Here is a 13470-nt window from a genome sequence, read left to right as displayed (position 1 = left end):
AGTAGCATCACATTATATTCTTCCTTTTAGGTTTATCAATTCAAATTTGTCACCAAAAATCTATAAAGCATTGTAATACAAAAACTATTTTTATAGTATTTCATACCTAACTGCTTGAAAAAATATGAAAACGAAACGTAAATGGACGAATTCAAGGAACTAATGAATGAAAATTTTACTATCTATCCTATCAATCCTTTTCATCTCTGGATGTACAACAGTCAAGTACAATGGAGCAGATACCTTTATACAAGAGGTCAATTATCCAGAATTAGGACAAAGCATCACTGCTTATGTAGGTGATCATCTAGTTCAAAAAGGAACAATAACAGAAGAAAATATTTTAGTTGTTCACAATACGATTGATGGCGTAGCTTACGATATCACCGCAAATAAGTACCCACAGATAGGCTTTGATGAAAAAAATGATTTTTACTCTCCTATAGGGGTTATTCAAGGCGTATTATCCGATCCAGTTCAAGCGCTTTCTTTGGAAAAAAAAGATGACGCAGAGCTGTGTGTTGTAACCATTTTTGGTGGTAAAGCTTGTTATGAAGGTAAATATGAAAGAAAAAAACAGCTTTCAGAAAGAGGAAATAGTTTTCAACAAACATTGATATACAGCGGCCGAGTTGGTAATAAAATCAATATTGGCTATAGAGAGTTCAGCAATAGTACTGCCCGCCCAGCTTTTAATAATGATGTTGAATATGATTTGTCGACATCAAATATTATCGGATATAAAGGGGCATTGATTGAAGTAATTAAAGCTGACAACAGTAGCATTACATATAAGTTAATCAAAAACTTCCCATAAAAAAGCACTAAACTCTTTTAGTCAATCAGTTGTAATTAAAATCAACTGATTGACTTTATAGTTAAATTTATTGTTTCAATGAAAGATAGGATAGGCATATATCTTTTAGGATTTACAGCTAACACGGAAACCACAGAAGTTCACCTCCCCTCGGAGTTGCCGCAGGGCATTTGCGTTCGTTGCGTGAACGAGGCATGGATGCCGAGATAGCGTCAGTCGAATCAGGGACGAGCGTCTGACGCGATAGCATTAGAACGCTTAATGCCCAAGGGGCTTTCAACTCCGTTAGGGGCGTCTTGGAGAATCCAAGGAGGATAGGACGAGCAGTCCTCCTTGGTCGGGTGTGGGGTGAAGCCCCACGACTTTGATTTATATTGGAAAGAAATTAAAACGAAGGTTACGAATAAATTTTCTCTGTCGAAATAACGGCAAACGCCCCAGTACAGTGATCCTCACATCAACACAATTCGTAAGATTAAAAGATAAGGCTAAACGCAAGAGTCATCCAAGAGTCCACTCAATGCAATTCCATACAGTCAGGCTAATTTTAGGCGATCAACTCAATACCCAGCATTCTTGGTTTAACCGCGTTGATGATCAAGTTCTGTATGTGATTGCAGAATTGCATCAAGAAAATACCTATGTGACGCACCATGTGCAAAAGATTTGCGCGTTCTTTGGTGCCATGGCGCAGTTTGCCAGCGAGCTTGGCGCGGCGGGGCATCAAGTGCATTACCTCACCCTCGACGATACCCAAGACTTTGCCGACCTCAACGCATTACTAGAGTATTTTGTCGCCGAAATGGGGGCGATTAAGTTTGAATATCAACGGCCTGACGAATATCGACTCCTCGCGCAATTAAGCCAGTTGAAGTTGGCCAATGCCGTTGTGAATTGCGTCGATACCGAGCACTTTTTATTCCCCTTTAACGAAATTGATAGGGAATTCCCCCAAGGGCAACATAGGCTGATGGAGCATTTTTATCGGCGAATGCGCAAAAGATTCAATATTTTGATGACGGATGGCAAGCCCGTAGGCGGTCAGTGGAATTTTGATGCCAACAACAGGCAAAAACTTAAATCCCAAGATATCAAATCGCTCCCAACCCCCTTGATGTTTAGCCACAATGTGCAAGACATTCTCGCTCGCCTTCAACGCCATGGGATTAATACTATGGGCAAGGCGGATACGCGTTTACTCTGGCCGATAAACCGCGGGCAAAGCCTCGAATTACTTCAGTATTTTTGTGAATACTGCCTGCCCGCCTTTGGCCGGTTTCAAGATGCGATGACCCAGCAACATCCAGCGCAGTGGAGCCTGTACCATAGTCGGCTGTCCTTTAGCCTAAATGCTAAACTTATCAGTCCATTAGAAGTAATCAATGCGGTGATTGAGCACTATCATGCCAATCCTTTTATTGAGATAGCTCAGGTCGAGGGCTTTGTTCGACAAATCCTCGGCTGGCGTGAGTATGTGCGCGGTATCTATTGGGCAAATATGCCCAACTACGCCAACATTAATGCCCTCGAGGCCACGCGCAAGCTGCCCGACTACTTTTGGCATGGTAAGACTCGAATGAATTGCCTGCACCATGCTTTATCTCAGTCACTCGATTATGCCTATGCCCATCATATTCAACGCTTAATGGTGATTGGTAACTTTTGTCTATTGACCGAAATCACTCCCGATGAGGTGGATAAGTGGTACTTAGGCGTGTATGTGGATGCGATTGAATGGGTCGAAATGCCCAACACTCGCGGCATGGCGCTATTCGCCGATGGCGGCATCGTTGGCACTAAACCCTATGCCGCGAGCGGCAGTTATATCAATAAAATGAGTGATTACTGCGGCAGTTGTCATTACAAGATAAAAGAACGTAGCGGCGCACTCGCCTGCCCGTTAAACAGCCTATATTGGCGCTTTATGAATAAACACCGCGCACAACTCTCCCACAATCCACGCATCGCCATGCTGTACCGCACTTGGGATAAAACCGATGAGGCAGCAAGGCAGGCCATTCTGGCTACTGCCGAACAACATCTCGCGCAACTTGAACGCCTATAGAGGCTCTTCGCATGGGAGAAACGCTATGAATATTTTAGTGTTAGGCGGTAGCGGTGGCATAGGTCACGCCATGGTGAGTAAGCTGCGCGAAATCTATCCCGAGGCCACTATCCATGCGACCTATAAACATCATAGGCCCGATACAGGGCGAGACGATGGCGTGATTTGGCATCAACTGGATATCACCCTTGAGGAGGAAATTAAGCAACTGAGTCAAAACATCCCCCAATTAGATTGGCTAATCAACTGTATTGGCATGCTGCACACAGAGGATAAGGGGCCAGAAAAAAGCCTGCAGGCACTCGATGGAGATTTTTTCATGCACAATATCCAGCTCAATACGCTGCCGAGTATGATGCTGGCAAAACACTTTGAACCCACTTTAAAACCCAGTGCGTCGGCAAGGTTTGCCGTGGTATCGGCCAAAGTCGGCAGCATTAGCGATAACAGATTAGGTGGTTGGTACAGCTATCGCGCCTCGAAAGCGGCGTTGAATATGTTCCTTAAAACCTTATCGATTGAATGGCAAAGAAGCATGAAACACTGCGTGGTGCTAGCACTGCATCCCGGCACTACGGATACGCCATTATCCAAACCTTTTCAGCAGAACGTGCCTAAACAAAAGCTGTTTACACCAGAGTATGTCGCCCAATGTTTAGTCAGTATTATCGCCAATGCCACACCTGCACAAACGGGCAGCTTTTTGGCCTACGATGGTGCTGAGCTGCCTTGGTAGCGATAAAAGCGTTTAGCACAGATACGGATTAACCTTGGCAGCTTTCAGTAATGACAGTGCTTAACCCTGACAACTCTTAGCCTTGGCACCTCTTAACCTTCACAAAAATAGGCATAATTGATTCTGCTGCCTTGCCCCCATACTGCCGTCCAAGTATTCACATCGCTCATATAGCTGAAATAAATAGCATGGGATTCAAGGCAAGTTTCTTGGAAGGCAACCTTATTGTCATTAATAAATTGCGCCGAAGCCGCCAAAATATCACTGCATTCCTCATCATCGGCGACTAACCAGATAAAGTCTTCGCGACAATCTTCCCTAGCAACCATCTCTTCGGGGGAATATAAATCCAGCTTTTGCTTGAGTCTTTGCCACTGCTCGGGCGTGACATTGCAAGAGATAGCCAGCTTATCAAGCACCCCAGCACCACCTGCCCAAAAGGATAAATCAAAGTCTAACTGCAGAGGTTCTGGAGCAAAGCCCAACAGGTTTTCAATTACTTGCAAACTGTTGGCTAAATCGGCATCGGGCCTGCGATAACGCACCTCAATCCCATCATACTCACGCATACTACGACTCCTTCCTTGAGCAAATTCTCGTTTACTTGAGCGGCCTAGTTTCACTCACGGGTTTCTTTAATAACTTACGCTGCAAGGTACGGCGGTGCATCCCCAGTTGACGGGCGGTAGCCGACACATTACCCTGATTGGCATTGAGCACTTGCTGAATATGCTCCCATTCCAGCCGTTTAGGGCTGAGCGGCGAGTCGTCGATTTCATCTTCTGGCAGTGCGCTCGCCTGACTATTCACCTCGAAGGCCGCCAACAAGGTTTGGGTATCGACGGGTTTGGCAAGATAGTTGTCGGCGCCGAGGCGAATCGCCTCTACTGCGGTAGCAATACTGGCGTACCCCGTTAGCAGCACCATGATCACCTTAGGCAACAGATTACGCAGGGGCACAATCAAGCTCAGGCCATTGGCCTCGGCCAGTTTCATATCCAACAGGACATGGCTTGGGCAAAATTCCCGCGCCACCAGCAGCGCATTACTGGCATCGTGACTTAAGCGGCATTCGAAACCATGGCGAGTTAACCGCCGCGCAAGCACGCCTGCAAGAGCCTGATCGTCTTCAATAATCAATAGCCGTTTCATAGCGCCTCCGCAGTCGTGGCCGATGCATTAGGCTGCAAGAGGGTAAAACGAATTTGCGCCACTGTGCCCCCTTGAGGATGATTGGCGAGGATCAACTCCGCCCCTAAACGTTCTAGGCTGGCATGGCTCAGCAGCAAGGCCACGCCTAAGCCTTTGGGGCTCTCGATTAATAAGGTACCCAATTGTGGCAATAATGAGGGAGCGATACCCGCGCCATAATCACGGATCTGCAAATAGATCTGCCCTTCGCTCGGCGCGCTATCTAGGCTGATATCCACTTGGGCGACACCTAAGGTTTCGGCGCTGGCGCGGGCGGCATTTTCAATCAAGGCCATAATGGCGGGGGTTAAGCTCATATCGGTTAAGATCTGCTGTTCTTCCAACAGCTTAGGTGCGCAGGTGATCAACCAATTGAGTTCAGTTTGCGGCATCAATAACTGGGTTTTCTGTTTTAATCCCGCCACCAGCTCGGTGATCTTTTGTGGCCGCTGACGACGATCGCGAATCGACTCAGTCGCCAGCCGCAGCTCGGTTAAGGTATGTTCGCAGCGACCTAGCGCAGTCTCCATTTCAACAACAGTAATCAAAGGTTCGGGTTGTTCTTCCCTTAATTCGTCGAGCAATAACCGCAGTGTCGATAGCGGCGTCGCCAATTGATGGGCCATTTGCGCAGAAACGGTACCGAGCGCCAATAATTGCTCCTGTCGCAGTTGTCCTTCACGCATATAGGCAAGCTGCGCATCTTGACGGCGCATGCGCTTGGCAATTAACGCCACACTGGTGGTCAATACCAGCGCCGAAATCACAAAGTTAAACCACATGCCGAGATAGTGGGAGCTCATATCCATACCGTGGTGATGCATTTGCGACTCTGGCACGGTAAAAATCATCAGGCTGTAGGCAAGCGTAGAGATAGCCGTCAGGCTCCAAGGCGCCCAAATCGGCAGAGTCACGGCGGCGAGCGCTATGGGTAATAGCAGTAAGGAGATAAACGCGTTGGTCGCCCCGCCCGAAAAATACAGCCAAGAGATCCAAAACAAGGTATCGAGACTCAGGGCAATAAACAGGCCACGCTCTTTCGCAAACAAGGGCTTACGCAATGCCAAGGTGAGCGACAAATACAGCACCTCCAGCACAAACACATGCACTAGCGGCTCCATCTGTAAACTCAGGCCAAAGGTGTCGGCGGCAAACAACGTCAAACCGATTTGCAGCAATAAGCCTAAGGTTCGCAGCAGCGCCACTTGGTCGGCGGCTTGCAAATTTGTGCCTAAAATCTTAACCATGGTGATTCCTTAAACTACAGCCTACCGCCGCCAGTGCGGCGCTGGATTGGCTAAGTGCCTGAGTTAGCCCTGTCTTAAACGCTAACTCAGAGTAGATCCCCAAGGCGGCTAAACGCCCACAACTTAAGGTGCAATCTTGCGGCCTTTTGGCGCTATCCATAGGGGTTTGCTCAGGAAGTAAATGCGCGCTATCTATCCCCAGCAGTTCACCTAAACCGAGCAGCATTTGATACTTAGTCATGGTTTGCGTGGCACTAAAATGGTAAATCCCTGACACATCGGCAGCATGTAACTGCCGCTGGATGAGCTTAGCAATGGCATTGGCAATATCCGCCGTCGATGTTGGTGCTCGAATGGCCCAATGGTCGACCCGCTGCGGTCTGCTATCCAGCAATTGATTGATTAACACCAATACCGCAGACTCGCTCAGTTGAGTCACTTCACCGTAGAGTATAGGTAAGCGTAATACCGCAAAACCGCTATCGGCGTTCAGCACACAGGTTTCGCCCTGCAATTTAGACTCGCCATAAAAGTTGACCGGATTGGGCACGGCATTTTCGGCATAGGGCGGCGCTGTGCCATCGAACACATAGTCGGTGGAAATATACAGCAGCCAAGCGTGGTAGGTTTTGGCGGCCTCGGCTAAGGTTTGGCTGGCGCTCAAATTCAGCGCTAAGGCATGTTCTGGTGAGCGCTCAGACACATCGGGGCGACGCTCGGCGGCGCAGTGCACTATCACCTCGGGCTGTTCACGGGCAATAAAAGCTTCGACCTCGGTGGCTTGGGTTAAATCGAGTCGATGAATCCCCGCCTCCGCGCGGCTAAAACCTGTGGCAATCACCCTATGACCCGCGGCGGTTAACTGTTTGACGACCGCCCTGCCGAGTAATCCGGTTGCGCCCGTTACCATGATGTTTGCCATATTGCCCCGCGATCCTTAGCCATTCATTTGGCTCATAATTCTAAAAGCTTTTCATATTCAACGCACTTGTTTACTCTTATTTGCCTGTGCTCAACCTCATCGAGTTTGTACCACTTAACCCGATTAACGACCAAAAGGCTGAATTTGACTCAAGCACTTCCCCTTATTCTTGCAGGCCCCATGCTGCGCCACTGCGACGCCTCACACTTTACCCTCTGGTTTGTGAGCCGCGAGCCGTTAAGCGAATTACAGCTAACCTTAGGGGAGCAAAGTTACCCGTTAACAGAGGAAGAAGTGCACAGCGTGCCGCTCGGTCAGCATGCCTTTCAGTATTTACTTCGCCTGTCGCGCCCCGAACTGCTTGCGCCTCAAACGGTTATCCAATATCGCGTATCGGCCAAGGGCATTGATGACCTATTTAATCATGTCGAAGCGTTGAGTTATGGCGATGCTAACTCGCCCCATCTTTACTTTAGCCACGCACTGACACAGGTATGGCACGGCTCATGCCGCAATCCCCATCACCACAGTGAGGATGCCTTAGTCGCCGCCGATACTAAACTCGCCCAGCTTATCGATAAAGGTGCGAATGAGCGCCCAGCGCTATTGATGCTCAGCGGCGATCAGGTCTATGTGGATGATGTGGCGGGCCCTATGCTATGCGCCATAGGTCAAGTGATTGAAAAATTAGGTTTGCACCATGAAGCCTTCCACGGCGCCAATATTGCGGGAAGCGAAGCATTAAGTTACCTGCCTAAGCATTTATATTTACGCCATAAAAATCTGCTGCCACGCACCGAATATCCCGCCAAAACCGCGCTCTGGCGCTGGTATATCAATCATCCGATTTTTACCTCATCAATTGCCGAAAACCATTTGGTCAGTCTCAATGAGATGATTGCCCTGTATCTGCTGACTTGGTCGCCCGAATTATGGGAGCTTATCGACTTACCCAAGGAGGTTGAGGGACTCTCGGCGGCGAATCAACTACGTTGGCAGCGCGAATGGCAAAATCTATTGGCCTTTAAGGCGGGACTTAAACAGGTTAGGCGCCTGATGGCGCATATTCCCGTGTATATGATGTTTGATGACCATGACATCACCGACGATTGGAACCTCACCGCCAAGTGGGAACAGGCGGCCTACGGCCATGCCTTTTCGAAGCGCATTATTGGTAATGCTTTAATTGCTTATACCTTATTCCAAGGTTTAGGTAACGCACCGAACCAGTTTGATACCGAGGTGCGGCCGTTGTTAGATGGTTTTTTCACCCGCCCAGCGCCAGAAACTCAAGATGACTTAATAGATCTATTACTCAAATTCGAGCAATGGCATTACACCTTAGACACTTCGCCTAAGCTGGTCGTGTTAGATACCCGCACCCGCCGCTGGCGCAGTGAATCCAATCTCGCCAAACCCTCGGGGTTAATGGATTGGGAAGCCTTGATGGATTTACAACAAGCGCTACTCGGCCAATCTAAGGTGATTATCGTCTCCCCTGCGCCCATGTTTGGGGTCAAGGTGATTGAAGCCGTGCAACGCATGGCGACACTCATGGGCGCCTCGCTGCTGGTCGATGCCGAAAACTGGATGGCACATCCGGGCGCCGCCAATACCTTGCTGAGTATCTTTATGCACCGCAAAACCCCAGAGCAATTTGTGATCCTTTCGGGGGATGTGCACTACTCCTTCGCCTATGACATCAGCATTCGCTTTCGCCGTAGCAGCCCGAATATTTATCAAATTACCTGCAGCGGGATTAAAAACCAGTTCCCAGAGAAACTACTGCCGCTTTTCGATAAGCTCAACGGCTGGCTTTACGGCCACTTCTCGCCGTTAAACCTATTCACCAAACGTAAGCGCATGTCGCTTCGTGGTCGGCGCCCTAATGGCGAGCGCAGCAAGCGTTTAGTCAACCGCAGTGGGATAGGGATTTTAGCGTTAGCTGAAAATGGTGAACCGACAAAAATTGCGGTTTTACATGGGGATATGACCGAGACTCGGTTCGAGCCACCGAGGCAGGAATAGCTTAAACAGGGTTGTGTTTTGCCGCTTCAGAACTGGTTGCTCCCGCTCCAGAATCCACAGGTTTAGCGGTGGCTTCTTGGTTAGGCAAGCTCTGTTTAAATAACTGGGACTCGGGGCGTTTTTGCGGCGCAGTATCGTCGTGCATCTGATCCCAAACGCCCTGTTTTAACGACACATCGGTTTTATTATCAGCGTCCTGCGTGACCTCGGCACTCGGTTTCTTCGGCTCGATCACCGCGCTGGCCTTACGGATTTCCGTCGTCAGCTCATGCACATAGGGATGCTTAGTCCAGCCGCCAAAATACATGGCGCCCAGCAATACTGCGGCACAGAGTAAAATTGAAACGATTGCAGATTTGGTCATCTTACCATCCTAGTGGTCGATAAAACGCAGCACTGAAACTTTAGTCGGACAGTATCATAACCGCAGAAGCACCCCTCTCACCAGTTTAAGACCTTAGGTAGTGTCCGCTGATGAGTATTAAAATTTGTACACCCTTAATAGATTGCGCCGCTCGCCAGCCCTTGAGAGCGGCATGAATCTAAAAAGAGGCTGAGCTACCAAAGATAATCAAAACTCACTTCAACCGGCACGCCCTCAATCGAGGTGGGTAAGGGCACTTCCGGCTTCAGGGTGATTTTAAGTACTGGCTTTTCACCATCGAAGGGACCAGACAGCTGTTTAGGTAAGCGCCCGACTAACTCGGTTGGCTCTGAAATTTCACCCCGTAGCCGAGTGCCGTTAGGTAACTTGATGGTCGCCTTTTGGCCTATGGCGGTATATTCCAAGTACTTAGGCTCAAGGTAGGCAAAGATCACCGCCGCCTCACGACCCGAGAGTAAGACTAAGGGCCTGTCTTCGACGATATGCTCGCCCGCTTGCACTAGCACATCGACAACCCTTGTCGGGTTGAGCGCCTTGATATGCAATTGTGATTCCTGCGCTTTTAATCGAGCAAGCTGCAACTCAACATTGTATTTGGATTGGGCAATTGATCCTGCGAGTAACTCGGTTTTCTGCCCTTGGCGCGCCTGCATTAAATCGACTTTGGCCTGTTCAAGCGCCATTTTTGAAGCCGTGTGCGCCTGCAATACGGCCGCCATATCCGCAGTAGGTACTACCCCTTTACGCTGATAGCGCTCAAAACTGTCGAGCAGCCCATTCTGCCGAGTGACCCCCTCGGCCGCGACATCGATGCGTTGCTGTAATTGCGTGAGGATCTCGGCATTTAGGCTGAGGTTATCCTGCTGCAGCTGAGCGAGTTGCTTCTCCAACTCACTGATTTGCGCGTCTAGCTGCGCATCGACTAAGGTCAGCAGATTGGCACCACGAGTAAGCACATCGCCCCGTTTCACCAGGATCTCGGCCACATCCCCGGCACTGGGAGCGCGTACTTCTAAGGGCTCGGTCGTCACTATGCCACTGGCTAAGATAAACAAATGCGGACGCAGTAATATCCAGCCAACCACAGCAACGGGTGTAATGACTAAGGCTAATAACAAATACCAACGTCCCTTAAAACCGCCGCGTTTAGCCGCGGCGTATTTTACCCCAATGCCGTTGTCATCCGTTGGACGCTGCGCCTTGTCGCTCGGCTGATAGTTAATTTTCATTAAAACTTTCTCCCACGTTTCAATACCCACCATGGCGCCATTGAGCTTTCTTCATGGGAGCGGCGAAAAACTTCGTTCAAGAGTGCAAACAGGCACACCATACGCATAAACAGCGCATAGAACGGATATAAAGGTAACCAAATGGCTAGACGTAAGTCCTGTGACAGCCGCTCTGAAATCGCCAATAACACCATCAAGTAAAAGAACACTAAGATGGCAAAATAGAAGCCGTAAATCGTGAACGAAATCGAAGTAATAAACTGCCACGGATAACTCATCACTATCCCGATGGAATAAAAAACGATGACAAAGGGCATCAACACGTTTTGTAAGAAGCCATAGAGCAAGGTAAAGATAAAAGTTCCAGTGCCCAGCAACTTAGGCGTAAAAGCTGGCCAGTGTTTGCGAAAATACAGGAACAACAAATCCCCATCCCAACGCAGACGTTGTAATACTAAGGTTTTAAGATCGGCCGGCGCATCGGTGTGGCCTATGGCTAAGGTCGCAAACGGAATATGCCAATTGGGATAACGCTTAAAGTACTGCTTTATCCGCACGGTTAAATCTAAATCTTCGGCGGTATGGGTGTCCCAGCCGCCTATTTGAATTAAAAACGTCCGCCTAAAGGCACCAAAAGCGCCGGAGATATTGTTTAGCAGATTCCATTGACCAAGCCCTGTCTTGCCGCCCTGCATGGAGATCAGATACTCAATCGACTGCATGCGCGTCAGTATCGATTCATTCACATTGCGCACCCTTAATGCGCCACCCACGGCGGGCACATTAGGGTCTTCAAAATAGGGCACGATTTGCGACACCATATCGTTATCGAAGGAGGTATCCGCATCGGCATTGATCACTATCTCCCCCGTGGCAACCGAGAGACCCGCATTGAGAGTCGACACTCGGCCACCCCGTTGCCATTTTGGCAATACCACCACCTTGCGCTTAGGCACTTGGCAGGCCTTGGCCGCCGCCATCGCCACTTGATAGGTCAGCGCGTTTTGCACGGCACCATCAACCACGGCGATGATTTCTATCTCACCGTCATAAACCTGTTCGATAAAGGAGTCTATGGTCGATTTGACGGCTTCACCCTCGGCATAGCAAGTGATCACACAGGACACTTTAGGGTGATACAGCGACTGCCGAGGTACCTGCACGAAGTGGGTGTAGTAAAACCGCATAATGCCAGTGAGCACCAACAACATCAGCGGTGCCTCATACAGCAAAATAAGCGGCACTAGCCAAGCGAAAAAGCTTAAATGTTCAGCCAATTGGTGCCAGATATCGAGCACCATATAGCCGATGGTGTTGAATTCACTCATATTGGCTTAGCTTTGAGTAATTGATCCGTTAGCCATTCACCCACATTCTCACCAATGTCCGCGGGTAAGGTCAGGGCTTTTACACTCAGTTCAATTTTGGATGCCGATTGCAGCTCTTTGAGATCGAACAACTTGTTGTAAATACTCTTAAGCTGACTCATCTCCGTCATGGGCAATAACATCAATAAACCGTCGCGGGTATAGTTGCTGCAGGCATCAGTAACTCGGATCACGCTGCGCAGACGCTCTTGCAAGGCATCGAGCTGGGCAAAGCCCTTAGCCTCACCTTCTGTTGCCAAAAACTCATCCACGTTCAACATTTGAATCGACAAAATAGAATGGGTTTGATGGTGACGTTTCGCTAATTTATTCTGCCAATCCAGCAGCCAATAAAACTGAGCACTGGTCATTTGCTCGCCTGGCTCTAAGGCAAACCAAGATTGCGAACGTCCCTGACGCACTAAGGTCCGCCCAGGGATCGCCAGCTTAAAGCTATAAACATTCCGCACGTGTAAATCATCCAACTTGCTGCTGAGCTGACAATGCAGACATTTCGCCTCGACTACGGCATCAACGAATAAGGTTTGGCAGCTATTACAATGTTGATTTTCTATCGGACGATCGTAATCCACCCCAATATGCCGCAAATTCTGCAAGCAGTTAGGGCAGCACAGCGTATTCAATTTGCGAAATGAGGCCTGAGCACCCACATGGCCGCAATTAAAGCAGTGCAAACTACTCTGCTGCTCGGTATCTATGCTATGACATTGAGGACACACATCGATGTAATTAAGATGCCCCGAATGACACCCTGGGCAAAAACGTAATCTATTGGATAATTCCGCTTTTTCAATCAGCTGAGATTTTTGTAATTCGCCTAACCAGCTAAAACTTTCCTCAGGATTAATACCAAAACAGCGTAATAACGGATAATCATAAAGATAGCTTTTTTCTGGTACGGAATGCGGTTCTAATATCGCATCCTGATGACACCACAAATAAGTCAATAATTTGTAACGGGGATCGTCGTGATAATCTAACTTAATTTGTTGTTTCTTAAGTTGATATAATTGATAACCTTCGTCATATTCCGCATCCCATAATCCATTGGCTAAATAGGGCGATAAGGCACTCTCATGGCATACTAATATATGACTTAAAAAGGTGGCGTCATTTTTTCTAAGTGCGCGCAGGCACTTATCTTGTTCTTCCGCCTGTAATGATAATACGATGCAATCCGGTGAACGCTTGAGATCAAGTAACGCCTCAACTGAGTTGAATACCTCAAACTGGGGGTGCCATGAAATACTGTTGTAGGCGCCAATCCAGACAAAATCGTCTAAAGAACAATTGCCTGCAACATTTGTGGAATATATGGTTGCCATAAAAGAACCTTGCACGGAATAGGAATATATCTCTCAAATCAATATAAACATCCGTGTAGTACTTAAATGATAGATCCCACCTAGATATTTCACCAGAAGAAAGTTACCGTATTTAACATTGATTAGATGGGAGGAGT

The 13470-nt window shown here is 48.3% G+C and carries 12 protein-coding genes; 4 read left to right on the top strand and 8 right to left on the bottom strand.

Features of this window, described 5'->3' with window-relative positions; genetic code table 11:
- The first annotated feature begins 166 nt into the window (after window positions 1–166).
- The 3 genes from CF168_RS02290 to CF168_RS02275 all read left to right on the top strand — a co-directional run bounded on the left by CF168_RS02290 (window position 167) and on the right by CF168_RS02275 (window position 3618).
- Window positions 167–817, top strand: coding sequence for a hypothetical protein (locus tag CF168_RS02290; RefSeq protein ID WP_089066825.1), 651 nt, complete (start codon window positions 167–169; stop codon window positions 815–817).
- Between the two features lie 520 nt (window positions 818–1337).
- On the top strand, window positions 1338–2882 hold the full coding sequence (locus tag CF168_RS02280) for a cryptochrome/photolyase family protein (RefSeq protein WP_089066824.1): 1545 nt from the start codon (window positions 1338–1340) through the stop codon (window positions 2880–2882).
- A gap of 25 nt (window positions 2883–2907) precedes the next feature.
- Window positions 2908–3618, top strand: a complete 711-nt coding sequence (locus tag CF168_RS02275) for an SDR family oxidoreductase (protein WP_089066823.1) — start codon at window positions 2908–2910, stop codon at window positions 3616–3618.
- 92 nt (window positions 3619–3710) lie between these two features.
- On the opposite strand, the gene CF168_RS02270 is transcribed toward CF168_RS02275, so the two are convergent.
- The 4 genes from CF168_RS02270 to CF168_RS02255 are packed head-to-tail and all read right to left on the bottom strand — an operon-like array spanning window position 3711 to window position 6978.
- Window positions 3711–4187, bottom strand: a complete 477-nt coding sequence (locus CF168_RS02270; RefSeq protein ID WP_089066822.1) for a hypothetical protein — start codon at window positions 4185–4187, stop codon at window positions 3711–3713.
- Between the two features lie 31 nt (window positions 4188–4218).
- The gene (locus CF168_RS02265; protein WP_089066821.1) at window positions 4219–4770 is read right to left on the bottom strand and encodes a response regulator transcription factor; all 552 of its coding nucleotides are present in this window, start codon (window positions 4768–4770) and stop codon (window positions 4219–4221) included.
- Window positions 4767–6056, bottom strand: a complete 1290-nt coding sequence (locus CF168_RS02260) for an ATP-binding protein (protein WP_089066820.1) — start codon at window positions 6054–6056, stop codon at window positions 4767–4769. Before CF168_RS02260 ends, CF168_RS02265 begins: the two co-directional genes overlap by 4 nt.
- Window positions 6049–6978, bottom strand: a complete 930-nt coding sequence (locus tag CF168_RS02255) for a dTDP-4-dehydrorhamnose reductase family protein (RefSeq protein WP_089066819.1) — start codon at window positions 6976–6978, stop codon at window positions 6049–6051. Before CF168_RS02255 ends, CF168_RS02260 begins: the two co-directional genes overlap by 8 nt.
- 180 nt (window positions 6979–7158) lie before the next feature.
- On the opposite strand from CF168_RS02255, the gene CF168_RS02250 reads away from it, so the two are divergent.
- Window positions 7159–9006, top strand: a complete 1848-nt coding sequence (locus tag CF168_RS02250) for an alkaline phosphatase D family protein (RefSeq protein ID WP_089066818.1) — start codon at window positions 7159–7161, stop codon at window positions 9004–9006.
- Window position 9007: 1 nt separating this feature from the next.
- Here the strand turns inward: CF168_RS02250 and CF168_RS02245 are convergent, their stop codons facing one another.
- From CF168_RS02245 to CF168_RS02230, 4 genes are all read right to left on the bottom strand, one after another.
- Window positions 9008–9370 (bottom strand): hypothetical protein, encoded by a 363-nt coding sequence (locus tag CF168_RS02245; RefSeq protein ID WP_089066817.1) that lies wholly within the window; start codon window positions 9368–9370, stop codon window positions 9008–9010.
- Between the two features lie 194 nt (window positions 9371–9564).
- A complete protein-coding gene (locus tag CF168_RS02240; protein ID WP_089066816.1) occupies window positions 9565–10620 on the bottom strand; it encodes an HlyD family secretion protein in 1056 nt (351 codons plus the stop codon).
- Entirely contained in the window at window positions 10620–11948 is a 1329-nt protein-coding gene (locus CF168_RS02235) for a glycosyltransferase family 2 protein (protein WP_089066815.1), read from the bottom strand. The genes CF168_RS02240 and CF168_RS02235 overlap by 1 nt, the downstream gene beginning before the upstream one ends.
- On the bottom strand, window positions 11945–13333 hold the full coding sequence (locus CF168_RS02230; RefSeq protein ID WP_089066814.1) for a diguanylate cyclase: 1389 nt from the start codon (window positions 13331–13333) through the stop codon (window positions 11945–11947). The genes CF168_RS02235 and CF168_RS02230 overlap by 4 nt, the downstream gene beginning before the upstream one ends.
- Window positions 13334–13470 lie beyond the last annotated feature (137 nt).

Origin of the sequence: Shewanella bicestrii (assembly GCF_002216875.1) — a bacterium.
GTDB classification, from domain to species: Bacteria; Pseudomonadota; Gammaproteobacteria; order Enterobacterales; family Shewanellaceae; genus Shewanella; species Shewanella seohaensis.
This window is presented reverse-complemented; position numbering and strand designations above follow the sequence as displayed.

Bases quoted from the DNA above. Each gene is read 5' to 3' on its own strand.
- CF168_RS02280 (WP_089066824.1), top strand. From the start codon at position 1,338: ATGCAATTCCATACAGTCAGGCTAATTTTAGGCGATCAACTCAATACC.
- CF168_RS02275 (WP_089066823.1), top strand. From the start codon at position 2,908: ATGAATATTTTAGTGTTAGGCGGTAGCGGTGGCATAGGTCACGCCATG.
- CF168_RS02235 (WP_089066815.1), bottom strand. From the start codon at position 11,948: ATGAGTGAATTCAACACCATCGGCTATATGGTGCTCGATATCTGGCAC.
- CF168_RS02230 (WP_089066814.1), bottom strand. From the start codon at position 13,333: ATGGCAACCATATATTCCACAAATGTTGCAGGCAATTGTTCTTTAGAC.
- CF168_RS02240 (WP_089066816.1), bottom strand. From the start codon at position 10,620: ATGAAAATTAACTATCAGCCGAGCGACAAGGCGCAGCGTCCAACGGAT.
- CF168_RS02245 (WP_089066817.1), bottom strand. From the start codon at position 9,370: ATGACCAAATCTGCAATCGTTTCAATTTTACTCTGTGCCGCAGTATTG.
- CF168_RS02250 (WP_089066818.1), top strand. From the start codon at position 7,159: ATGCTGCGCCACTGCGACGCCTCACACTTTACCCTCTGGTTTGTGAGC.
- CF168_RS02260 (WP_089066820.1), bottom strand. From the start codon at position 6,056: ATGGTTAAGATTTTAGGCACAAATTTGCAAGCCGCCGACCAAGTGGCG.
- CF168_RS02270 (WP_089066822.1), bottom strand. From the start codon at position 4,187: ATGCGTGAGTATGATGGGATTGAGGTGCGTTATCGCAGGCCCGATGCC.
- CF168_RS02255 (WP_089066819.1), bottom strand. From the start codon at position 6,978: ATGGCAAACATCATGGTAACGGGCGCAACCGGATTACTCGGCAGGGCG.
- CF168_RS02265 (WP_089066821.1), bottom strand. From the start codon at position 4,770: ATGAAACGGCTATTGATTATTGAAGACGATCAGGCTCTTGCAGGCGTG.
- CF168_RS02290 (WP_089066825.1), top strand. From the start codon at position 167: ATGAAAATTTTACTATCTATCCTATCAATCCTTTTCATCTCTGGATGT.